Source organism: Paracoccus liaowanqingii (genome assembly GCF_004683865.2).
Classification (GTDB): Bacteria; Pseudomonadota; Alphaproteobacteria; order Rhodobacterales; family Rhodobacteraceae; genus Paracoccus; species Paracoccus liaowanqingii.
Map to the genome: position 1 here is coordinate 1,351,182 of NZ_CP038439.1, position 21,502 is coordinate 1,372,683.

Annotated in this window: 26 protein-coding genes; 25 read left to right on the plus strand and 1 reads right to left on the minus strand. The window is 69.4% G+C overall.

Going from position 1 to position 21,502, the window contains the following annotated elements:
* A complete protein-coding gene (locus E4191_RS06445) occupies positions 1 to 681 on the minus strand; it encodes an alpha/beta fold hydrolase (RefSeq protein WP_135312676.1) in 681 nt (226 codons plus the stop codon).
* Between the two features lie 92 nt (positions 682 to 773).
* Here E4191_RS06445 and E4191_RS06450 point away from each other — a divergent pair, with 92 nt between their 5' ends.
* From E4191_RS06450 to E4191_RS06570, 25 genes are all read left to right on the plus strand, one after another.
* The gene (locus E4191_RS06450; protein WP_135312677.1) at positions 774 to 1,655 is read left to right on the plus strand and encodes a LysR family transcriptional regulator; all 882 of its coding nucleotides are present in this window, start codon (positions 774 to 776) and stop codon (positions 1,653 to 1,655) included.
* An 86-nt stretch (positions 1,656 to 1,741) separates the two neighbouring features.
* The gene (locus tag E4191_RS06455) at positions 1,742 to 2,215 is read left to right on the plus strand and encodes a formate dehydrogenase subunit gamma (RefSeq protein ID WP_135312678.1); all 474 of its coding nucleotides are present in this window, start codon (positions 1,742 to 1,744) and stop codon (positions 2,213 to 2,215) included.
* Positions 2,212 to 3,729: a formate dehydrogenase beta subunit gene (locus E4191_RS06460; RefSeq protein ID WP_135312679.1), complete on the plus strand. Its 1,518-nt coding sequence runs from the start codon at positions 2,212 to 2,214 to the stop codon at positions 3,727 to 3,729. Before E4191_RS06455 ends, E4191_RS06460 begins: the two co-directional genes overlap by 4 nt.
* Positions 3,726 to 6,668, plus strand: a complete 2,943-nt coding sequence (gene fdhF, locus E4191_RS06465) for a formate dehydrogenase subunit alpha (RefSeq protein WP_135312680.1) — start codon at positions 3,726 to 3,728, stop codon at positions 6,666 to 6,668. The genes E4191_RS06460 and fdhF overlap by 4 nt, the downstream gene beginning before the upstream one ends.
* Before the next feature lie 11 nt (positions 6,669 to 6,679).
* A complete protein-coding gene (gene fdhD / locus E4191_RS06470) occupies positions 6,680 to 7,498 on the plus strand; it encodes a formate dehydrogenase accessory sulfurtransferase FdhD (RefSeq protein ID WP_135314356.1) in 819 nt (272 codons plus the stop codon).
* Complete coding sequence (locus E4191_RS06475) at positions 7,488 to 7,688, plus strand: formate dehydrogenase subunit delta (RefSeq protein ID WP_135312681.1); 201 nt, start codon at positions 7,488 to 7,490, stop codon at positions 7,686 to 7,688. The genes fdhD and E4191_RS06475 overlap by 11 nt, the downstream gene beginning before the upstream one ends.
* Positions 7,689 to 7,763: 75 nt before the next feature.
* A complete protein-coding gene (locus tag E4191_RS06480; RefSeq protein ID WP_135312682.1) occupies positions 7,764 to 8,720 on the plus strand; it encodes a diacylglycerol/lipid kinase family protein in 957 nt (318 codons plus the stop codon).
* On the plus strand, positions 8,707 to 9,516 hold the full coding sequence (locus E4191_RS06485; RefSeq protein WP_228461611.1) for a metallophosphoesterase family protein: 810 nt from the start codon (positions 8,707 to 8,709) through the stop codon (positions 9,514 to 9,516). The genes E4191_RS06480 and E4191_RS06485 overlap by 14 nt, the downstream gene beginning before the upstream one ends.
* A 187-nt stretch (positions 9,517 to 9,703) precedes the next feature.
* Complete coding sequence (gene rpsA, locus E4191_RS06490) at positions 9,704 to 11,383, plus strand: 30S ribosomal protein S1 (RefSeq protein ID WP_135312683.1); 1,680 nt, start codon at positions 9,704 to 9,706, stop codon at positions 11,381 to 11,383.
* Positions 11,384 to 11,620: 237 nt separating this feature from the next.
* Positions 11,621 to 11,905, plus strand: a complete 285-nt coding sequence (gene ihfB, locus E4191_RS06495) for an integration host factor subunit beta (protein WP_135312684.1) — start codon at positions 11,621 to 11,623, stop codon at positions 11,903 to 11,905.
* Positions 11,906 to 11,956: 51 nt separating this feature from the next.
* On the plus strand, positions 11,957 to 12,355 hold the full coding sequence (locus E4191_RS06500; RefSeq protein WP_135312685.1) for a lipopolysaccharide assembly protein LapA domain-containing protein: 399 nt from the start codon (positions 11,957 to 11,959) through the stop codon (positions 12,353 to 12,355).
* A 3-nt stretch (positions 12,356 to 12,358) separates the two neighbouring features.
* Positions 12,359 to 12,994, plus strand: coding sequence for a phosphoribosylanthranilate isomerase (locus tag E4191_RS06505; RefSeq protein WP_135312686.1), 636 nt, complete (start codon positions 12,359 to 12,361; stop codon positions 12,992 to 12,994).
* Positions 12,995 to 13,226: 232 nt separating this feature from the next.
* Entirely contained in the window at positions 13,227 to 13,634 is a 408-nt protein-coding gene (locus E4191_RS06510) for a permease (RefSeq protein ID WP_135312687.1), read from the plus strand.
* Complete coding sequence (locus E4191_RS06515; RefSeq protein WP_135314358.1) at positions 13,534 to 14,928, plus strand: DNA-packaging protein; 1,395 nt, start codon at positions 13,534 to 13,536, stop codon at positions 14,926 to 14,928. Before E4191_RS06510 ends, E4191_RS06515 begins: the two co-directional genes overlap by 101 nt.
* Before the next feature lie 111 nt (positions 14,929 to 15,039).
* A complete protein-coding gene (locus E4191_RS06520; protein ID WP_135312688.1) occupies positions 15,040 to 16,239 on the plus strand; it encodes a phage portal protein in 1,200 nt (399 codons plus the stop codon).
* 3 nt (positions 16,240 to 16,242) lie between these two features.
* Positions 16,243 to 16,473 carry a GTA head formation protein, RCAP_rcc01685 family gene (locus E4191_RS06525; RefSeq protein WP_135312689.1) on the plus strand — a complete coding sequence of 77 codons (231 nt, stop codon included), beginning with the start codon at positions 16,243 to 16,245 and terminating at the stop codon, positions 16,471 to 16,473.
* A gap of 3 nt (positions 16,474 to 16,476) precedes the next feature.
* The gene (locus E4191_RS06530; protein WP_135312690.1) at positions 16,477 to 17,007 is read left to right on the plus strand and encodes an HK97 family phage prohead protease; all 531 of its coding nucleotides are present in this window, start codon (positions 16,477 to 16,479) and stop codon (positions 17,005 to 17,007) included.
* Positions 17,008 to 17,135: 128 nt separating this feature from the next.
* Positions 17,136 to 18,299 carry a phage major capsid protein gene (locus E4191_RS06535; RefSeq protein ID WP_135312691.1) on the plus strand — a complete coding sequence of 388 codons (1,164 nt, stop codon included), beginning with the start codon at positions 17,136 to 17,138 and terminating at the stop codon, positions 18,297 to 18,299.
* Positions 18,300 to 18,497: 198 nt separating this feature from the next.
* Entirely contained in the window at positions 18,498 to 19,112 is a 615-nt protein-coding gene (locus E4191_RS06540; RefSeq protein ID WP_135312692.1) for a head-tail connector protein, read from the plus strand.
* Complete coding sequence (locus E4191_RS06545) at positions 19,112 to 19,450, plus strand: head-tail adaptor protein (RefSeq protein ID WP_135312693.1); 339 nt, start codon at positions 19,112 to 19,114, stop codon at positions 19,448 to 19,450. Before E4191_RS06540 ends, E4191_RS06545 begins: the two co-directional genes overlap by 1 nt.
* On the plus strand, positions 19,447 to 19,866 hold the full coding sequence (locus E4191_RS06550) for a DUF3168 domain-containing protein (protein ID WP_135312694.1): 420 nt from the start codon (positions 19,447 to 19,449) through the stop codon (positions 19,864 to 19,866). Before E4191_RS06545 ends, E4191_RS06550 begins: the two co-directional genes overlap by 4 nt.
* Before the next feature lie 12 nt (positions 19,867 to 19,878).
* Complete coding sequence (locus tag E4191_RS06555) at positions 19,879 to 20,292, plus strand: phage major tail protein, TP901-1 family (protein WP_135312695.1); 414 nt, start codon at positions 19,879 to 19,881, stop codon at positions 20,290 to 20,292.
* On the plus strand, positions 20,292 to 20,606 hold the full coding sequence (locus E4191_RS06560; protein WP_135312696.1) for a gene transfer agent family protein: 315 nt from the start codon (positions 20,292 to 20,294) through the stop codon (positions 20,604 to 20,606). The genes E4191_RS06555 and E4191_RS06560 overlap by 1 nt, the downstream gene beginning before the upstream one ends.
* A complete protein-coding gene (locus E4191_RS06565) occupies positions 20,603 to 20,869 on the plus strand; it encodes a rcc01693 family protein (protein ID WP_135312697.1) in 267 nt (88 codons plus the stop codon). Before E4191_RS06560 ends, E4191_RS06565 begins: the two co-directional genes overlap by 4 nt.
* Positions 20,856 to 21,500 (plus strand): phage tail tape measure protein, encoded by a 645-nt coding sequence (locus E4191_RS06570; protein WP_407947051.1) that lies wholly within the window; start codon positions 20,856 to 20,858, stop codon positions 21,498 to 21,500. Before E4191_RS06565 ends, E4191_RS06570 begins: the two co-directional genes overlap by 14 nt.
* Positions 21,501 to 21,502: the final 2 nt, after the last annotated feature.

Below are 21,502 nucleotides of genomic sequence, written 5' to 3' on the forward strand. Positions count from 1 at the left end.
TCACGGGGCGGCGGCCAGCCCCTCGGCCCGCAGGATCCGGTCCAGCAGGGCAGCCAGATCCTGTGGGTCGGACAGGAAAGGCGAATGGCCCCAAGGGGTTTCGTGCAGATGCTCGACGGGGGCGCGGGCGATCATGGCGCGCTGCAGGGCGGGCGGGATCGCGCGGTCGCCATTGCAGAGGAGATAGTGCCGCCGCACCGCGGCCCGCGACGGCCCCGGCAGGGGGTCGCGCAGCGGTCCCACGGGCTGCGGGCGCAGGCGGGCCAGCGCGGGCGCCACAACCGTTTCGGGCAGGTCAGGATACATCATCGCCCGCGCGGCCTCGAACGGCAGGATCAGGCTGCCTGACGCGTCGCGGGGCCAGCGCCGCGGGGGGCGGGGCAGCAGGCGGTCCAGCGCCGCCAGACTGTCGCCCGGCAGGGGCAGATAGGAACACAGATGGATCAGCAGGCGCGGCGGGCGGGCCAGCGCCAGCGCCTCGGCCACCATGCCGCCCATGGAATGGCCCAGCACGACCGGCGCGGATGGCAGGGCGTCCGCGCAGTCCTGCAGCCCGGTGCCGGGCGCCCCCGGCAGGTCGGGGCACAGCGCCCGATGCCCGTGCGCGGCCAGCGCCCGGGCCAGCGCCGCGAAGCAGCCACCGTCATGCCAGGCGCCGTGGATCAGCAGGACCGTCGTCATCGCCCGACTGTGCCGCCCCGCTGCCCCGCCCGCAAGCGCCTTGACCCCGCCCCCCGCCTGCGGCCTGATGCGCGCCCAAGGGGGACCGCGCGATGATCGACAAGCTGGAGATGTTCCTGGCCGTCGCCAAGGAGGGCCATTTCGGCCGCGCCGCCCGCGCCCTGGGGATCACCCAGCCCAGCCTGTCCGCCGGGATCAAGCAGCTGGAGGAGTCCCTGGGCGTGCTGTTGATCTTTCGCGGCTCGCGCTATGGCGGGCTGACGCCCGAGGGGCAGTCGGCGCTGGTCTGGGCGCGGCGCATCGTGGGGGATGCGCGCCAGCTGAAGGACGAGATGCGCGCCACCCGCCACGGCCTGTCGGGGCGGCTGCGCATCGCGGTGGTGCCGACCGCGCTGACCTGGGCCGCGCGGCTGGCGGCGCGATACGGCAAGGCGCATCCGAATGTGGGCTTCACCATCCTGTCGCGCAGTTCGGTCCAGATCCTGCAGATGATCGAGGATCTTCAGGTGGATGCGGGCATTTCCTATCTCGACAATGAGCCTCTGGGCAAGGTCAGCGCGGTGCCCCTCTATGACGAAAGCTATGCGCTGGTGGCGCCGCGGGATCACCCTCTGGCGGGGCAGGCATCGGTGGCCTGGTCGGCGCTGGACGGGCAGCGGCTGTGCCTTCTGACCCCCGACATGCAGAACCGCCGCATCATCAACCGCCGCCTGACGGATGCCGGGGTCAGCCCGCTGGCGATGGTCGAATCGAACTCGACCGTGGTGCTGGTCTCGCAGGTGCTGGCGGGCGGCTGGCTGACGATCCTGCCGCAGGACATCGCGGGCTTCCTGACGCAGGGCAAGCCCCTGTCGCTGATGCCGATGGAGGGCGAGGGGCCGGGCCATGCGGTGGGCCTGATCGCGCCGTGGCGGGAACCCCATACCCCGGTGCTGGAGGCGCTGCTGACCGAGGCGCGGCGCATGGTTCGATAGGCAATGCCTATCGTTCGACGGAACTGCGATATTGATTTGACGCATGAATGGCGGTCTGATGGGGGTTCGAACCTGAAAGGCCAGCCATGCAGTCGACCGCGCCAGCCCCGCTTCCCGAAGAAATCCGGGATGTCATCGCCCCCCTGACCGGATTGGAGGGGCCGCTTCTGCCGATGCTGCACGCCATCCAGGAGGTCTGGGGCCATGTCCCGCAGGCCGCCGTGCCGGTGCTGGCCGATGTGCTGAACCTGGGTCGGGCCGAGGTGCACGGGGTCATCAGCTTCTATCACGATTTCCGCGACCACCCCACCGGTCGCCATGTGCTGAAGATCTGCCGGGCCGAGGCCTGCCAGTCCGTCGGCGGCACCGCCGTGGCGCAGGAGACGCTGGCGCGGCTTGGCGTGGACTGGCACGGCACGACCGCCGATGGCGCGGTGACGGTCGAGCCGGTCTATTGCCTGGGGCTGTGCGCCTGCGGGCCCGCCGCGATGATCGATGGCCGCGTGCTGGGCCGGGTCGATGCCGCCCGGCTGGCCGCCGAACTGGAGGCTGCATCATGAGGATCTGGGTTCCCCTGGACAGCGCCGCCAAGGCGCTTGGTGCCGATGCGGTGGCCGAGGCGCTGGCCCGCGAGGCCAAGGCGCGCGGCATGGACGTGCAGATCATCCGCAACGGCTCGCGCGGGATGGTCTGGCTGGAGCCGCTGGTCGAGGTCGATGTAGGCGAGGGGCGCGTGGGCTATGGCCCGGTCACGCCCGCCGACGTGCCCGCCCTGCTGGACGGTCGGATGAACAGCCTGGGCCCGGTCGAGGATCTGGACTGGATGCGCCGCCAGACGCGGCTGACCTTCGCGCGCTGCGGGGTGATCGATCCGCTGGATCTGGACGATTACGCGGCCCTTGGCGGGTTGGTGGGCCTGCGCCGCGCCATCGGCCTGGACAGCGCCGCCATCGTGGCCGAGGTCACCGCCAGCGGGTTGCGCGGGCGCGGCGGCGCGGGCTTTCCGACCGGCATCAAGTGGAAGACCGTGGCCGAGGCGCGGGCGGATCAGAAATACATCGTCTGCAATGCCGACGAGGGCGACAGCGGCACCTTCGCCGATCGCATGATCATGGAGGGCGATCCCTTCACCCTGATCGAGGGGATGGCCATCGCGGGTCTGGGCGTCGGCGCTACGCGCGGTTATGTCTACATGCGGTCGGAATATCCGGTGGCGATCGAGGTGCTGGAACGCGCCGTGGTGATCGCCCGCCAGCGCGGGATGCTGGGGGCGGATGTGCTGGGCAGTGGCCGGGCCTTCGACATGCAGGTCCGCGTGGGTGCAGGCGCCTATGTCTGCGGCGAGGAGACCAGCCTGCTGAACAGCCTGGAGGGCAAGCGCGGCACGGTGCGGGCAAAACCGCCGCTGCCCGCGCTGGAGGGGTTCCTGGGCAAGCCCACCGTGGTCAACAACGTGATCAGCCTGGCCACCATCCCGGTGATCTTCGAGCGCGGCGCGCAGCATTATGCAGATTTCGGGCTGGGCCGGTCGCGCGGCACGGTGACGCTGCAGATCGCCGGGAATGTCCGGCGCGGCGGGCTGTTCGAGACGGCCTTCGGCATGTCCCTGGGCGAGGTCGTGAACGACATCGGCGGCGGCACCCTGTCGGGGCGGCCCGTCAAGGCGGTGCAGGTGGGGGGTCCCTTAGGCGCCTACATGCCCGTGTCGAAGTTCGACACGGCCATGGGATACGAGGATTTCGACGCCGCGGGCGGGCTGATCGGCCATGCGGGGCTGGTCGTGTTCGACGACAGCGCCGACATGCTGCAGATGGCGCGCTTCGCGATGGAGTTCTGCGCCATCGAATCCTGCGGCAAATGCACGCCCTGCCGGATCGGCGCGGTGCGCGGGGTCGAGACCATCGACCGCATCGCTGCGGGCGACCCCAATGCCGCTGCCCTGCTGAGCGATCTGTGCGAGACGATGAAGGACGGGTCGCTCTGCGCCCTGGGGGGGTTCACCCCCTATCCCGTCATGTCCGCGCTGACGCAATTTCCAGACGATTTCGCCACCCTGAAGGAGGCCGCCGAATGAAGGACTTCATCCTCCCCCAGTTCCCCCCGGGCGACGAGCGCGACATGGGCACCCCCGCCCGGCAGGGCGCCCCGGTGGCGCTGACCATCGACGGGTTCGAGGTGGTGGTGCCCGAGGGTACCTCGGTCCTGCGCGCGGCCTTCGTGGCCGGAATCGAGATCCCCAAGCTCTGCGCCAGCGACAACCTGGAGGCCTTCGGGTCCTGCCGCCTGTGCGTGGTTGAGATCGACGGGCGGCGCGGCACGCCCGCCAGTTGCACGACCCCGGTGGCCGAGGGCATGGTCGTGCGCACCCAGTCCGACAAGATCCGCAAGCTGCGCAAGGGCGTGATGGAGCTGTACATCAGCGACCACCCGCTGGACTGCCTGACCTGCGCGGCCAATGGCGATTGCGAATTGCAGGACACGGCGGGGCAGGTGGGCCTGCGCGACGTGCGCTATGCGCCCGGCGACAACCATTTCGACCCCTCGGGCACCGGCGCGCGGTCCCAGGCCGAGGCGCGGCTGCGCGGCGGGCAGGACAATCCGCAATTTATCCCCAAGGACGACAGCAACCCCTATTTCACCTACGATCCCAGCAAGTGCATCGTGTGTTCCCGCTGCGTGCGGGCCTGCGACGAGGTGCAGGGCACCTTCGCGCTGACCATCGAGGGCCGGGGCTTCGACAGCCGCGTCAGGGCGGGCATGGCGGCGGATGACTTCTTCACCAGCGATTGCGTCAGCTGCGGCGCCTGCGTGCAGGCCTGCCCGACCGCGACCCTGCAGGAGAAATCGGTGGTCGAGCTGGGCACGCCCACGCGGTCGGTCATCACCACCTGCGCCTATTGCGGGGTGGGCTGCAGCTTCAAGGCCGAGATGAACGGCGACCGGCTGGTCCGCATGGTGCCGTGGAAGAACGGCAAGGCCAACCGCGGGCACAGCTGCGTCAAGGGCCGCTTCGCCTATGGCTATGCCGCCCATCAGGACCGCATCCTGTCGCCGATGATCCGCGACAGCATCGACGAGCCGTGGCGCGAGGTGGCCTGGGACGAGGCTTTGTCCTTCGCCGCCGCCCGGATGCGCGGCATCCAGGAGCGGCACGGCAAGCGGTCGGTGGGGGTCATCACCTCCAGCCGCTGCACCAACGAGGAGACCTATCTGGTCCAGAAGCTGACCCGCGCGGTCTTTGGCAACAACAACACCGACACCTGCGCCCGTGTCTGCCATTCGCCCACGGGCTATGGGTTGGGCAAGACCTTCGGCACCTCGGCGGGCACGCAGGATTTCGACAGCGTCGAACACACCGACGTGGTGCTGATCATCGGCGCGAACCCCACGGACGGGCACCCGGTCTTTGCCAGCCGGCTGAAGAAGCGCCTGCGGGCCGGGGCCAAGCTGATCGTCGTCGATCCGCGCCGCACCGACATCGTGCGCAGCCCCCATGTCGAGGCGCAGTACCACCTGCCGCTGCGGCCCGGCACCAACGTGGCCGTGGTCAGCGCCTTCGCGCATGTGATCGTGACCGAGGGGCTGATGGACGAGGCCTATATCCGCGACCGCTGCGATTGGGACGAGTTCCAGCATTACGCCGAGTTCATCAGCAATCCCCGCCACGCCCCCGAGGCGACCGAGGCGGTGACCGGGGTGCCCGCCGCCGACCTGCGCGCGGCGGCACGGATGTTCGCCAAGGGCGGCAATGGCGCGATCTATTACGGGCTGGGCGTGACCGAGCACAGCCAGGGCTCGACCACCGTGATGGCGATCGCGAACCTGGCGATGCTGACCGGCAATATCGGGCGGCCCGGCGTGGGCGTGAACCCGCTGCGGGGCCAGAACAACGTGCAGGGCGCCTGCGACATGGGATCCTTCCCCCACGAGCTGCCGGGATACCGCCATGTGAAGCTGCCCAATGTCCGCGCGATCTTCGAGGAGGTCTGGGGCGTCGAGATCGATCCCGAGCCGGGGCTGCGCATTCCCAACATGCTAGATGCGGCGGTCGAGGGGACGTTCAAGGGCCTCTATTGCCAAGGCGAGGACATCCTGCAATCCGATCCCGACACCCATCACGTCGCCGCCGGGCTGCGGGCGATGGAATGCGTGATCGTGCACGACCTGTTCCTGAACGAGACGGCGAACTATGCCCATGTCTTCCTGCCGGGCAGCAGCTTCCTGGAAAAGGACGGCACCTTCACCAATGCCGAACGCCGCATCAACCGCGTGCGCAAGGTGATGGCGCCCCGCAACGGCTATGAGGACTGGGAAATCACCCAGATGCTGGCCAATGCCCTGCTGAAGGAGGACGGGCGCCCGGCCTGGCATTATACCCACCCGTCCCAGATCATGGACGAGATCGCCTCGACCACGCCCAGCTTCACGGGCGTCAGCTACGAGCGGCTGGAGGAGCTGGGCAGCGTGCAATGGCCCTGCGACGAGAACGCCCCCGAAGGGACGCCGGTCATGCATGTGAACGGGTTCCAGACCGGCAAGGGGCATTTCATGGTCACCGAATACGTGGCCACGGACGAGCGCACGGGGCCGCGCTTCCCTCTGCTGCTGACCACCGGGCGGATCCTGTCGCAATACAACGTGGGCGCGCAGACCCGGCGGACCGAGAACAGCGTCTGGCACGGCCAGGACGTTCTGGAGATCCATCCCCATGATGCCGAGACGCGCGGCATCAGCGACGGTGACTGGGTGCGGCTGGCCAGCCGGGCGGGGGAGACCACGCTGATGGTGACGCTGACGGAACGGGTCTCTCCGGGGGTGGTCTATACGACCTTCCATCATCCGGCGACGCAGGCTAACGTGGTGACGACCGATTTTTCGGACTGGGCGACGAACTGCCCCGAATACAAGGTCACCGCCGTGCAGGTCAGCCCGTCCAACGGTCCCTCGGACTGGCAGGAAACCTACAATGCACAGGCCGAAAGGTCACGGCGGATCCTGTCAGCCGCGGAGTGAACCACGTGACCCTGCCTGCCCCCGTCCATGCCGCGACCGCCACCCATGTCCGGGCCGGCCGTCGCGGCCGCGTCTCCCGCGCCCTGCCCGAGGAACTGCCAGTGGCGATGGTCTATGGCGGCTCGACCCAGGCCGTGATGATGGCCACGCCCTCGGACCTCGAGGATTTCGCGGTGGGGTTTTCCCTGACCGAGGGGATCGTGACCCATGCGGGCCAGATCGAGCGGCTGGAGGTGATGACCCATCCCAAGGGCGTCGAGGCGCAGATGTGGCTGGGCGAGGATCGCGCCGAGGCGCTGTCGGCGCGGCGTCGCTTCATGGCGGGGCCGGTGGGCTGCGGGCTGTGCGGCATCGACAGCCTGGACGAGGCGGTGCGCGCGCTGCCCGACCTGCACGGCGTCGGGCCGGTGCTGGACGCGGCCCAGATCGCCGGGGCGACCGAGGATCTGCGCCGCTGGCAGCCGCTGCACGACCAGACCCGCGCCGTCCATGCGGCGGGCTTCCTGATCCCGGGTCGGGGCATCGTGCTGGCCCGCGAGGACGTGGGCCGTCACAATGCGCTGGACAAGCTGATCGGCGCGATGGTCCGCCAGGGCCTGGATGCCGGGCAGGGGGCCTTCGTGCTGACCAGCCGCGTCTCGGTTGAGATGGTGCAGAAATGCGCGATGGCCGGAGGCGCGGTGCTGATCGCGGTGTCCGCCCCCACGGCCCATGCGCTGCGCCTGGCCGAAGGGTCGGGCATCACGCTGGCGGCGTTTGCGCGCGGCGAGGGCTTCGATCTGTTTTCCCACCCCGAGAGGCTGCGTGCCGAGGTGTCCGATGTCGCCTGAAAAGATGGTCATGATGGCCAACCAGATCGCCACCTTCTTCGACAGCCAGCCCGGCGATCCCGCCGAGAAGGTCGCCGACCATCTGCGCGACTATTGGGAACCGCGGATGCGGGCCCAGCTGCTGGCCTTTCTGGAGAGCGGCGGGCAGGGGCTGAAGCCCTCGGCGCTGGAAGCGGCCCGCCGCCTCTGAGGGGTCATGCAACCCTTGCCGGGGGTTGCGGGTTGCATCGGCAGAGAGAACAGTTTGGCCGGGGACAGGCAACCTATGCAGGACAGCACGGACGGGTTCGACCTGTCGCATGCGCGGGTCTGCGTCGTGATGAATCGCGGCTCGGGCAAGGAGAAGCATCAGGAATTGCGGCAGATGCTGGAGGAACGGCTGGCGCCGGCTTGCGGCAGCTACACGCTACGCGAAAGCCGCAAGGGCAGCGACCTGCCCGCACTGGCGCGGCAGGTGGCGGGCGAGGAGTTCGACCTGATCATCGCGGCAGGCGGCGACGGCACGCAATCGGCGGTGGCGGACGCGCTGACGGGCAGCGAGACCATCATGGGCGTCCTGCCGGGCGGCACCTTCAACTATTTCGCGCGCGATCTGGGCGTCGGCGAGACCGTCGAGGACGCGCTGGAGACGATCCTGGACGCACGGGTCGAGGCCGTCGATGTGGGCGACGTGAACGGTCTGATCTTTCTCAACAATCTCAGCTTCGGCGCCTATCCCCAGATCCTGAAGACCCGCGAGGGGATCTACAAGCGCTGGGGCCGGTCGCGGCTGGCGGCCTATTGGTCGGTGCTGGTGGCGCTGCGGCGGCTGCGCAACCCGATGCAGCTGGTGGCCCGGGTGGAGGGCGAATCCCGCCGCTATACCAGCGCCTTGGTCTTCGTCGCGCGCAGCGCCTATCAGCTGGACAGCTTCGGGCTGGAGGGCGCGGCCGAGATCCGACGCGGCGAGTTCGCGGTGCTGATCGCCAAGGCCAAGAAGCCGCTGCCGCTGATGCGCTCGGCCCTGCGCATGGCGGTGGGGCAAAGCGCCAAGGATGACGATTTCGACCTGATCCTGACCGACGAGCTGCAGATCGAGACGCCCAAGCGGCGCCAGCTTGTCGCCCATGACGGGGAGAAGGCCACGCTGGACAGCCCCTTCCGGCTGCAGGTGCGCCATGACGGCCTGCGCGTGCTGCTGCCGCGCGACGGCGTCAGCAAGACCGCCCGTGACGAGGCCTGACCCGGTGACGCGCATCCTGCATCTGACCGACCTGCATTTCGGCTTTCACCGCGCCACGCTGGAGGCGCCGCTGCTGAAACGCATCGCCGCGCTGCAGCCCGACCTGGTGGCCGTGGGGGGCGATCTGACCCATCGCGGGCTGACCGGCCAGATGGCGCAGGCGCGGGCCTTCCTGGACCGGATCGCGGCGCCGCTGATCTGCCTGCCCGGAAATCACGACGTGCCGCTGTGGAACCTGGTCGCGCGGACCTTCTGGCCGTTCCGCGACTATCGCAAGGTCTTTGGCCCCTCGCTGACGCCCCGGGCGCAGGCGGGGGATGTGCGGGTCATGGCGATCAACAGCGCGGACCCCTATTCCTGGCAGCGCGGCAAGATCCGCGCCGGTGAGGTCGCCCGCGTGATCGAGCATGTCGATCCGCTGGGCACGAACATCGCCGTCCTGCACCATCCGTTGCAGCAGCTGCCCCGGGTGGACAAGGCCCTGGCGCGGCAGGCGGCCGAGGGGCTGCGCCGGATGGAGGCGGCGGGCGTGCATGTCGTGCTGTCGGGGCATCTGCATCGCTGGGCGGTGGACGATCTGCTGGCGACCGGGCGCTATCCCCGCGTGCTGCAGATCCAGACGGGCACCGCGCTGTGCGCCAGGGTCACCGACGTGCAGAATGAATTCGCGCTGCTGGAGATCGAGGGCACCGAGCTGCGGCTGGAACGTCACATGGCCCCGATGGGCGGGCAGGGCTTCGGAGAGCCCGAGATCGCCCGCTATAGTCGCGCCTCGGGCGTGTGGCGGCGCGTTTAGCCGTTGAATTTTGCCCCGATCGCGGGTAAGGGGACCGCAGTCAAACGGGCGACATGGCCAGAACAGGCCGCTTTCCACCGGGTCGGGCGTCACGCCGCGACCCTTTGGCGTTGCCCTCGAGGCACCATAAAGACCGGCGGAGCCAACCGTCAGGCCGGAAAACAGACACAAAGGAAACTGCATACGCATGTGCGCTAAAGCGACTATGGAGGAGTTCGAGGCCCTTCTGAATGAAAGCCTCGAGATTGACACCCCCGACGAGGGCAGCGTTGTCAAAGGCCGCGTCATCGCCATCGAGGCGGGTCAGGCCATCATCGACGTCGGCTACAAGATGGAAGGCCGCGTCGATCTGAAGGAATTCGCAAATCCGGGCGAAGAATCGACCATCAAGGTCGGTGACGAGGTCGAGGTCTATCTGGACCGCGTCGAGAACGCCCGTGGTGAAGCCTCGATCAGCCGCGAGAAGGCCCGCCGCGAGGAAGCCTGGGATCGTCTGGAAAAAGCCTACGAGAGCGAGGAGCGCGTCGAGGGCGCCATCTTCGGTCGCGTCAAGGGCGGCTTCACGGTCGATCTGGGCGGCGCTGTCGCCTTCCTGCCCGGTAGCCAGGTCGACGTGCGCCCCGTGCGCGATGCGGGCCCGCTGATGGGTCTGAAGCAGCCCTTCCAGATCCTGAAGATGGATCGTCGCCGCGGCAACATCGTCGTGTCGCGTCGCGCCATTCTGGAAGAGAGCCGCGCCGAGCAGCGCGCCGAGGTCATCGCCAACCTGACCGAAGGCCAGTCGATCGACGGCGTCGTGAAGAACATCACCGAATACGGTGCGTTCGTGGACTTGGGCGGCGTCGACGGCCTGCTGCATGTCACCGACATGGCCTGGCGTCGCGTCAACCACCCGTCCGAGATCCTGGCGATCGGCGAGACCGTCAAGGTCCAGGTCATCAAGATCAACAAGGACAGCCACCGCATCAGCCTGGGCATGAAGCAGCTTCAGGCCGATCCGTGGGATACGGTCGCGGACAAGTTCCCGATCGAATCGGTCCATCAGGGTCGCGTCACCAACATCACCGACTATGGCGCCTTCGTGGAGCTGGAAGCCGGTGTCGAGGGTCTGGTCCATGTCAGCGAAATGAGCTGGACCAAGAAGAACGTGCATCCGGGCAAGATCGTCTCGACCTCTCAGGAAGTCGAAGTGATGGTGCTGGAGATCGACGAGGCCAAGCGCCGCGTGTCGCTGGGTCTGAAGCAGACCATGCGCAACCCGTGGGAAGTCTTCGCGGAAACGCACCCGACCGGCACCGTCATCGAGGGCGAGGTCAAGAACATCACCGAATTCGGTCTGTTCGTGGGTCTGGACGGCGACATCGACGGCATGGTTCACCTGTCGGACATCTCTTGGGATGCCCGGGGCGAGGATGCGATCCAGGACTTCCGCAAGGGCGACGTCGTCAAGGCGGTCGTGCAGGACGTGGATGTCGAGAAAGAGCGTATCAGCCTGTCGATCAAGTCGCTCGAGAACGAGCACATGGCCGAAGCGGTTGACGGCGTGAAGCGTGGCTCGATCGTGACCGCCGAGGTCACCGCGATCGAGGAAGGCGGGATCGAGGTCGAGTTCAACAGCGTGAAGTCGTTCATCCGCCGTTCGGATCTGGCCCGCGACCGTGCGGACCAGCGCCCCGAGCGCTTCAATGTCGGCGACAAGGTCGATGCCCGCGTGACCAACGTGGACACCAAGACCCGCCGTCTGGGCCTGTCCATCAAGGCCCGCGAGATCGCGGAAGAGAAAGAAGCGATCGACACCTATGGCAGCTCGGATTCGGGCGCGTCGCTGGGTGACATCCTGGGTGCGGCGCTGAACCGCAACAGCTGATCGGAACCACCCGGTCCGACATCGCCCGCCCCGGTGCATCCGGGGCGGGCTTTTTCATGCCCGCGCCGCGGGCGGGGCCGCATCCGGCTTGCACGCCGGAATCAAAGCTGGCAACGCTATGAAACCAGTGACTTCTGTCCGGCGTTATCGGGATCACAAGGGCGGTGCCACGCTGTCCTCGCGCAGAGGCGCTTTCGTTCGCCGTGGCAGGAATGACCCGTCCATTTGGGGGAAGACATGATCCGGTCCGAGCTGATCCAGAAGATTTCCGATGAAAATCCTCACCTGTTCCGACGGGATGTCGAGCGGATCGTGAACACGGTCTTCGAGGAGGTCATCGACGCGATGGCCCGCGGCGACCGGGTGGAGCTGCGCGGCTTCGGGGCCTTCTCGGTCAAGAAGCGCGATTCGCGCACGGGGCGCAATCCGCGCACCGGCGAATCGGTGGAGGTCGACGAAAAGCACGTGCCGTTCTTCAAGACCGGCAAGCTGCTGCGCGACCGCTTGAACGGCGATGCCTGAGCGGCGTAGAACAGGGTGGCCCCTTCGCCATCCGCAACCCGAGGAATTCTCATGCGCTTCATCCGTCTGATCTTTGTCGCGCTGCTGGCGCTTGTGCTGGTCGGCGTGGCCTTGGCCAACCGCGAGATCGTGACCCTGTCGGCCTTTCCGGCGAATTTCGGCCAGTATCTGGGCGGCACCTGGACGATCGCGCTGCCGCTGTTCCTGGTGATCTTCGTGGCCTTCGCCGCCGGCATGCTGGCCGGTCTGGTCTGGGAATGGATGCGCGAGGCGCATTTCCGCCGCGAGGCCAAGCTGCGCAGCGCCGAGGTCACCCGCCTCGAGGGCGAGGTCGGGCATCTGCGCGACCGCCATGCCGCGCCGCGCGACGAGGTGCTGGCGATCTTGGACGAGCCCGCGCGTGGTACGCGGCCCGGAACCAACCGCGCCAGCCTGCCTGCGGCGCGCTGAGGCGTGGCCGAGGTCAAGATCTGCGGACTGCGCGAGCCTGCCCATGTCGCGGCGGCCGTCGAGGCCGGCGCGCGCTATCTGGGGTTCGTGTTCTTTCCGAAATCGCCGCGCGCGGTGACCGGGGCCGAGGCGGCGACGCTGAGCGCCGATCTGCCTGTGGGCGTGGCGAAGGTGGGGTTGTTCGTGGACCCCTCGGACGCGTTGCTGACCGAGGTCTTGGATGCGGTGGCGCTGGATATCGTGCAGTTGCACGGCCATGAGACGCCCGAGCGGGTGGCCGAGGTCAAGGCGTTGACCGGCCTGCCGGTGATGAAGGCGGTGGGGATCTCGGGGCCCGACGATCTGGTGCTGCTGACGGAGTATGGCGTCGTGGCGGACATGCTGCTGGTCGATGCCAAACCACCGAAGGGCGCCGATCTGCCGGGCGGCAACGGGCTGGCCTTCGATTGGCGGCTGCTGGTCGGGCGCCGTTGGCTGCGTCCGTGGATGCTGGCCGGGGGTCTGACGCCGGACAACGTGGCCGAGGCGGTCCGGCTGACCGGAGCCCCGGCGGTCGATGTCAGCTCGGGCGTGGAATCGGCGGCGGGCGTGAAGGATTCGGCGCGGATCGGGGCCTTCTGCGCGGCCGCGAGGGGCTGAGTCGGGGCGGTGTTGCGCGGCGCGCGCCGGGGGTGTTGCACGGGTCAGGAGATTGAATTTACTGCCGAACTTCCCTGGTGAGCGCAACCCTGGGTTTATGTATTGACTTCGTGAACGCTCTGAAGTAGAAATTCTACATGCTGGAAGAGGTGGGCAAGCGGCCGGGGGTAACCCTTGGTCGCTTTTTCGTTTCTGGGCTCGTGCGGACAGGACACGAGGCGGGGCAGATTGCATGAACGACATGGAGATGGGCGGGATCGGGGACACCGAAGGACCTTTCGTGGCCGGTGCGCCGCCTGCGAAGGTGGCGGTCCGGATGCCGGAGATTGCCGAGGGCGAGGACGAGATCGACGTCCTGCGCTGGCTGTTCTGGGACTACGTCAGGGATCTGCGGGGCCACCAGGCCGAGCTCGAGGCGCTGAAAACGGCGGAACTTGACCCCGCCAAGCTGAAAAAGGCCATCGACACGGCGAAGACGGTCCGCGAGGCCGTGCAGCTGCTGATGGCGGAAAGGATCAAGGTTGACAAACTTCGCAAGGATGTCGCCGGCGGGGTCGGAGGAGGCTGCCTCGACCTCGACGCCGCACGAGACGAGATCGGGCGCCGCCTGGCTTGCCTGCGCCGAGCCTCGGGAGGTTGAGGAATTTCTGGGCGGTCTGTCCGAGAACGCGCTGACCAGCCTGCCATGGCTGTTCGAGTTCTGGGCCCTGCCGCATCAGCTGCCGCCCGAGGGCGACTGGAAGTCCTGGGTGATCATGGGGGGGCGCGGCGCGGGCAAGACCCGCGCCGGGTCCGAATGGGTGCGCCGCATCGTCGAGGGGCCGACCCCCGACGCGCCGGGGCGGTGCCATCGCGTGGCGCTGGTGGGTGAGACCTTCGATCAGGTGCGCGAGGTGATGGTCTTTGGCGAAAGCGGGATCCTGGCCTGTTCGCCCCCCGACCGGCGTCCGGTCTGGGAGGCGGGGCGCAAGCGGCTGGTCTGGGCCAATCGCGCGACCGCCACGGTCTATTCCGCGCATGAGCCCGAGGCGCTGCGCGGCCCCCAGTTCGACGCGGCCTGGGTGGACGAGCTGGCCAAGTGGAAGAAGGCCGAGGATGTCTGGGACATGCTGCAGTTCGCGCTGCGTCTGGGCGCGCATCCCCAGCAGGTGGTGACGACGACGCCGCGCAATGTGGGGGTGCTGAAGCGCATCCTGGGCAATGCCAGCACGGTGGTGACCCATGCGCCGACCGACGCCAACCGCGCCTATCTGGCCGAGAGCTTTCTGGCCGAGGTGCAGAGCCGCTATGGCGGCACCCGGATGGGGCGGCAGGAGCTGGACGGCGTGCTGCTGGATGATGTGGAGGGTGCGCTGTGGACCACGGCGATGCTGGAGGCATCGCGCGTCGAGGCGGTGCCCAAGCTGGACCGGATCGTGGTGGCGGTCGACCCTTCGGTGACGGGCAGCCGGGCCAGCGACGAATGCGGGATCGTGGTGGCGGGCGTCGTCACGCAGGGCGAGCCCGCGGACTGGCGGGCCTATGTGCTGGAGGATGCCAGCGTGCGCGGCAGTCCGATGGATTGGGCCCGCGCCGCGATCGCGGCGATGGACCGGCACGGGGCCGAGAAGCTGGTGGCCGAGGTGAATCAGGGCGGCGATCTGGTCGAGAGCGTGGTGCGCCAGATCGACGCTTTGGTGCCGTTCAAGGCGCTGCGGGCGTCGCGCGGCAAGGGCCTGCGGGCCGAGCCGGTGGCGGCGCTGTACGAGCAGGGCCGCGTGAAGCATCTGCGCGGTGCCCTGGGCGCGCTGGAGGACCAGATGTGCCAGATGACGGTGCGCGGCTTCGAGGGGCGCGGCAGTCCGGACCGGCTGGATGCGCTGGTCTGGGCGATCCACGAGCTGATGATCGAGCCCGCGACGGGCTGGCGGCGACCGCAGATGCGGCGCCTGTGAGCAGCCGGGGGGCAGTCTGCCCCCCGGACCCCCCTGAGGATATTTGGGCCAAGATGAAGGCGCCGTCCCGCCGGGGCGGGGCTGTCGCATGGCGCTGAGATGGAGGCGAGCATGGTGTTTCGATTGTTTTCGCGGGAGGCGGCCGTGGTGCCGGAGGGGGCCGTGCCCGAGAGGAAGGCCAGTGCCGTGGGTCGCGTGGTGGCCTTTGCCAGCGGCCTGGGGCGCGGCGGGGCCGTCTGGTCGGCGCGCGACACGGGCAGCCTGACGCGGGGCGGCTTCGTGGGCAATCCGGTGGGCTTTCGCTGCGTGAAGCTGATCGCCGAGGCGGCGGCCGCCGTGCCGCTGGTCTGCGCGGACCGGGCCAGCCGCTATGAGGTGCATCCGGTGCTGGACCTGCTGCGCCGGCCCAATCCGGGGCAGGGCCGGGCCGAGCTGTTCGAGGCGCTGTTCGGGCAGATCCTGCTGTCGGGCAACGGCTATCTGGAGGCGGTGGGGGCTGCGGCCTCTGGCCTGCCGGAGGAGCTGCATGTCCTGCGCTCGGACCGGATGAGCGTGGTGCCGGGGGCGGATGGCTGGCCCGTGGCCTATGACTATGCCGTGGGGGGGCGCAAGCACCGCTTCGACATGACCGGCAGTCCCGATCCGGTCTGCCACGTGAAGGCCTTCCATCCGCAGGACGACCATTACGGGCTGTCGCCCATGCAGGCGGCCGCCGTGGCGCTGGATGTGCACAACAGCGCCAGTGCCTGGTCCAAGGCGCTGCTGGACAATGCAGCAAGGCCCTCTGGGGCGATCGTCTACAAGGGGGTGGACGGGCAGGGGGTGCTGAGCCCCGAGCAGTACGACCGGCTGGTGGGCGAAATCGAGATGAACCACCAGGGCGCGCGCAATGCGGGGCGTCCGATGCTGCTGGAGGGGGGGCTGGACTGGCGCCCCATGGGGTTCAGCCCCGCCGACATGGAGTTTCACGAGACCAAGCTGTCGGCGGCACGCGAGATCGCCCTGGCCTTCGGGGTGCCGCCGATGCTGATGGGCATCCCCGGCGATGCGACCTATGCCAATTACGCCGAGGCGCACCGGGCCTTCTATCGGCTGACGGTGCTGCCGCTGGTGGCGCGGGTCACGGCCTCGGTCGCGTGGTGGCTGTCGGAGCATCTGGGGGCGGAGGTCGAGCTGCGGCCTGATCCGGACCAGATCCCCGCCCTGGCCGAGGAGCGCAACCAGCAATGGGCGCGGATCAGCGCGGCGGGGTTCCTGAGCGATGCCGAGAAGCGCGCCCTGCTGGGCCTGCCGCCCCTGGAGGGGGCGTGAGGCATGGAGGGGTCGCGTTTCGTCAAGGAGGGGCTGTGGCACGACCAGCGCCTGGAGGCGCAGGAGCGGATCACGGCGCTGCAATTCGGTCAGGTCGAGCGTCGGCTGGAGCGGATCGAGGCGATGATCGAGGGGCTGGAGCGGCGGTTGTGGATGACCGTCCACGGCGTCGTGGCGGTGATCCTGACACAGGCCGTTCAGGGAATTCTGGACTATGCGCCGAAGGGGGGCTGACGAATGGTACCGGGGCTTGAGGTGAAATTCGCGGGCGGGGCGCCCGTCCTGACCGAGGGGCGGGTGATCGAGGGCTATGCCAGCCTGTTCGGGCTGACCGACCAGGGGGGCGACGCGGTCCTGCCGGGGGCGTTCTCGGCCTCGCTGGCGCGGCTGGGGGCCAAGGGGGACAAGGTGCGGATGCTGTGGCAGCACGATCCCACCCGCCCCATCGGCGTCTGGGACGAGGTCCGCGAGGACGCGACGGGCCTGTGGGTCAAGGGGCGCCTTTTGCCCGAGGTGGCGCAGGCCCGCGAGGCGGCGGCATTGATCGAGGCGGGGGCCATCGACGGGCTGTCCATCGGCTATCGCACGATCCGCGCCGAGCGGGATGCCAAGGGCCGCCGCGCCCTGGCCGAGGTCGAGCTGTGGGAGGTGTCGCTGGTGACCTTCCCGATGCTGCCCGAGGCCAAGGTCGGCCGCAAGGAGGCCGAGGACCTGCGCGAGATGGCCGCGCTGTTCGCCCAAGCGGCCGAGGCCCTGCGGGGCGCATGAGGGTTTCGGGCCGGGCGGGCAATGCCCCGCGCGGTCCATCCGGAGGTTCGGACCGGCCAGGCCCCAGGCGGGCCGGCGCGGTCCGGCAACAGGGGCGCGGCCCCGTTCATCGCGATGAGGAGACGACCATGACCGAGGTGAAGGCCGCGGCCGGCGGCGACATGCCTGCCGACCTGAAGGCGGCCATGATGGGGTTCGTGAACGAACTCAAGGGCTTTCGTGACCATATCCAGACCAAGCTCAATGCACAGGAAGAGCGCATGACCATGATCGACCGCAAGACCGCCCTTCGGGGCCGCGCCCCGCTGTCCGCCACCGCCGAGGTGGGCGTGCCGCATCAGAAGGCCTTCGACGCCTATCTGCGCAGCGGCGACGATGACGGCCTGCGCGGCCTTGTCCTGGAGGAGAAGGCCCTGACGGTCGCCAGCGACGGCGGCTTCCTGGCGGCGCCCCGCGTGGCCGAGACGGTGCAGAGCGTGCTGCATTCGGGTGCCTCGCTGCGCCGACTGGCCAATGTGGTCACCGTCGAGAGCGCCGTCTATGAGGCGCTGGTCGAGAAGGGCGACACGGGCGCCGGCTGGGCCACCGAGGCGGCCGCGACCGAAAGCGCCAATGCCGGGATCGAGCGCATCAGCATTCCCGTCCACGAGCTGTCGGCCATGCCCAAGGCCAGCCAGCGTTTGCTGGACGATGCCGCCTTCGACGTGGAGAGCTGGCTGGCCGAGCGGATCGCGGACAAGTTCGCGCGCAGCGAGGCGCAGGCCTTCATCCGGGGCGACGGCGTGGCCAAGCCGCGCGGCATTCTGGCCTATCCGACCGCGCCCGCGGCGACCGCGACGGCCAGCCAGATCGGCTTCGTCATCAGCGGCAGCCTGGGCGAGTTCCCGGCCGCGGCCCCGGCGGACTGCCTGATCGACCTGGTCTATGCGCTGGGGGCGGAATACCGCGCCAATGCGACCTTCCTGATGAACTCGAAGACCGCGGCGCGGGTGCGCAAGATGAAGGATGCCGACGGCCGCTTCCTGTGGACCGACGCGCTGAGCGCGGGGCAGGTGTCGCAGCTGCTGGGCTATGGCGTGATGATCAGCGAGGACATGCCCGACATCGAGAACAACGCGCTGGCGATCGCCTTCGGGGATTTCCGCGCCGCCTATACCATCGTCGAGCGTCCCGACCTGCGGGTGCTGCGCGATCCGTTCAGCGCCAAGCCCCACGTCCTGTTCTACGCCACCAAGCGCGTCGGCGGCGGCGTCACGGATTTCCGGGCGGTCAAGCTGCTGAAGTTCTCCTGATCCCTTCGGGGATCGGGTGAGGGGAAGGGGGCGCGTTTGCTGCCGGTCGTTCCGGTCTAGCAACTGTCCGCGCGCGCTGATGGCCGGCGTGCGGGCGCGTCCCCTTCTTTTCCCATTGCGCTGGAAGGCTGGCGGGCCCCCTGGGCGGGGGCCTGCCTACGGTGGTGATGCGGACGGATGGCACGGGAGGTTCGCGAGATGATGCTGATAGAGGAAACGGCGCCTGCGGCGGAGGCGCTGCCGGTGGCCGCCCTGCGCGGGCATTTGCGGCTGGCCCAGGGCTTCGAGGGGCCCGAGGATGCCGCCGAGACGGCGGCGCTGGCGGGCTTTCTGCGCGCGGCGATCGCCGCGATCGAGGGGCGCACGGGCAAGGTTCTGCTGAAGCGGCGCTTCCGGATGCAGCTGGACGACTGGCGCGACCGGCTGGGACAGGCCCTGCCGCTGGCGCCGGTCCATGCGGTCGAGCGGATCGAGATCGACGACGGGTCGGGCACCGTGACCTCGCTGCCGCCCGAGGGCTGGCGGCTGGTCCCGGACCTGCAACGCCCGGTCATCCTGCCCACGGGCGTGGTCCTGCCCCATGTGCCGCGCCGGGGATCGGTGACGGTGACCTTCCTTGCGGGCTTCGGTGAGACCTGGGCAGAGGTGCCGCCCGACCTGGCGCAGGCCGTCCTGCTGCTGGCGGCGCGCTATTACGACGACCGCAGCCGGGACGAGCGCCATCATGCGATGCCCTTCGGGGTCAGCTCGCTGATCGAGCGTTGGCGGGCGGTGCGCACGCTGGCCGGGCGCGGCAACCGGGAGTGGCGCTGATGGCCCTGCCGGATCTGACCACGCGCCTGGGGCTGGAGACATCCGAGCGCATCGCGGACGGGCTGGGCGGGCACGCCACCGTCTGGCGGCATCTGGGCTGGCTCTGGGCGCATCTGGATGCGCGCTCGGGGCGCGAGCAGGGCACCGGGGCGGGCCTGATTAGCGTCGTGCAGTGGCGCATCACCCTGAGGGCCGCCCCGGTGGGCGATCCGCGCCGGCCGCGCCCGGGCCAGCGGTTCCGCCTTGGCCCCCGGCTGTTCCTGATCGAGGCGGTCGCGGAACACGACGGAACGGGGCGGTTCCTGGACTGCTTTTCGCGCGAGGAGGACCTGACATGAGCTATGGGGCGGGGGTCGCCTTGCAGGCGGCCGTCTATCAGCACCTGCGCGCCGATGCCGCGCTGGCGGATCTGGTCGGCGACGCGATCTATGACGCGATGCCGGTCGAGGCGCCGAGCGGGGTCTTCGTGTCCCTGGGACCCGAGGAGGCGCGCGATGCCAGCGACGCCACGGCCCGCGGGTCGCGGCATGACTTCGTGATCTCGGTGATGGCAGGCAGCGACAGCGGTGCGGGCTTCGGCGCGGTCAAGGCGGCGGCGGTGGCCGTGGCCAACGCGCTGGAGGCGGGCGGGCTGGTTCTGTCGCGGGGCCGGCTGGCCGGGATGTGGTTCCTGCGTGCCTCGGCACGCCGGGTGAAAAGCGGTGCGGCGCGCCAGGTCGACCTGACCTTTCGCGCGCGCATCGATCTGACGTGAGAGGACAGGACAATGGCGGTACAGAGCGGACGCGATCTGCTGATCAAGATGGACATGTCCGGCGACGGCACGTTCGAGACCCTGGCGGGACTGCGCGCGACGCGCCTGTCCTTCAACGCCGAGACGGTGGACGTCACCAGCCTGGAAAGCGAGGGCGGCTGGCGCGAGCTGCTGGGCGGGGCGGGCATCCGCAGCGCGCAGATCGCGGGCTCGGGCGTGTTCCGCGACGCGGACAGCGACGGGCGGGCGCGGCAGGCCTTCTTCGACGGCGAGATCCCGCGCTTTCAGGTGATCATCCCCGATTTCGGGCGCGTCGAGGGGCCGTTCCAGATCACCGGTCTGGACTATGCCGGCAGCCATGACGGCGAGGCCACCTACGAGATGGCGCTGGCCTCGGCCGGGGCGCTGAGCTTCGTGGCTTTGTGATGGCCAATGCGCTGCGCGGTGAGGTCGCGCTGGTGCTGGATGGCCAGCCCCATGTCGCCCGGCTGACCCTGGGCGCGCTGGCCGAGCTGGAGGGCCAGCTGCAGGCCGACGGGCTGGCCGGGCTGGTGGCCCGGATGGACGACGGGCGGTTTTCCAGTAGTGAGATCCTGGCGGTCGTCGTGGCGGGCCTGCGGGGCGCGGGCTGGACCGGCCAGGCGCGGGACCTGACGGCCGTGCAGATCGGGGGCGGGCCGCTGGAGGCCGCCCGGATCGCGGCGCGGCTGCTGGCGCTGGCCTTCCGGGCGCCGGAATGAGCGGGGGCGCCGGATCCGGGGGCGCGGGCCTGGACTGGGCCGGGCTGATGCGCGCCGGGCTGCGCGACCTGCGGCTGCATCCCGACCAGTTCTGGGCGCTGACGCCCGCCGAACTGGGGCTGATGCTGGGGCTGGGCCCGGCGGGCCTGCCCCGCATGACGCGCGACCGGCTGGCCGGGCTGGCGGCCCGATATCCTGACGCGTCCGGACCTTCGGGCGCGCGAACGGATGAACCGAGGGGACAGGACGATGGCGATGGGTGAGGGGGCCGGGTCCATGCTGGACCGGCTGGACGACGATCTGGGCGGCACCGCCCGCGAGACGCGCGAGTTCCAGGCCGAATTGGGGCGGCTGCGCCAGTCGATGACGCTGACCTCGCGCGAGGTGGGCACGCTGAGCTCGGGTCTGGAACGGGGGCTGGGGCGGGCGATCGACGGGTTGGTGCTGGATGGCGGCAACCTATCGGATGCGCTGACAACCATCGGCCGGTCGCTGGCCGACACGGTCTATGGCATCGCGATGAAGCCGGTCGAGGGGGCCTTGGCCGGGACCTTCGCGGGCGGTCTGGGCAGCCTGCTGGGCACTAGCCTGACGCCCTTCGCCAAGGGCGGTGCCTTTGCGCAAGGGCGCCAGATCGGGGGCATCGTCTCGGCCCCCACGGCCTTTCCGATGCGGGGCGGGCAGGGCCTGATGGGCGAGGCCGGTCCCGAGGCGATCCTGCCGCTGCGGCGCGGCCCGGATGGCAGGCTGGGGGTCGCCGCCGCCGGAGGGGGGGGGTCGGTGAACGTCACCTTCAACATCCAGACCCCCGACGTGGCGGGCTTCCGGCGCAGCCAGGGGCAGATCGCCGCCCAGATGTCGCGCGTGCTGGCGCGCGGCGAGCGCAACAGCTGAAA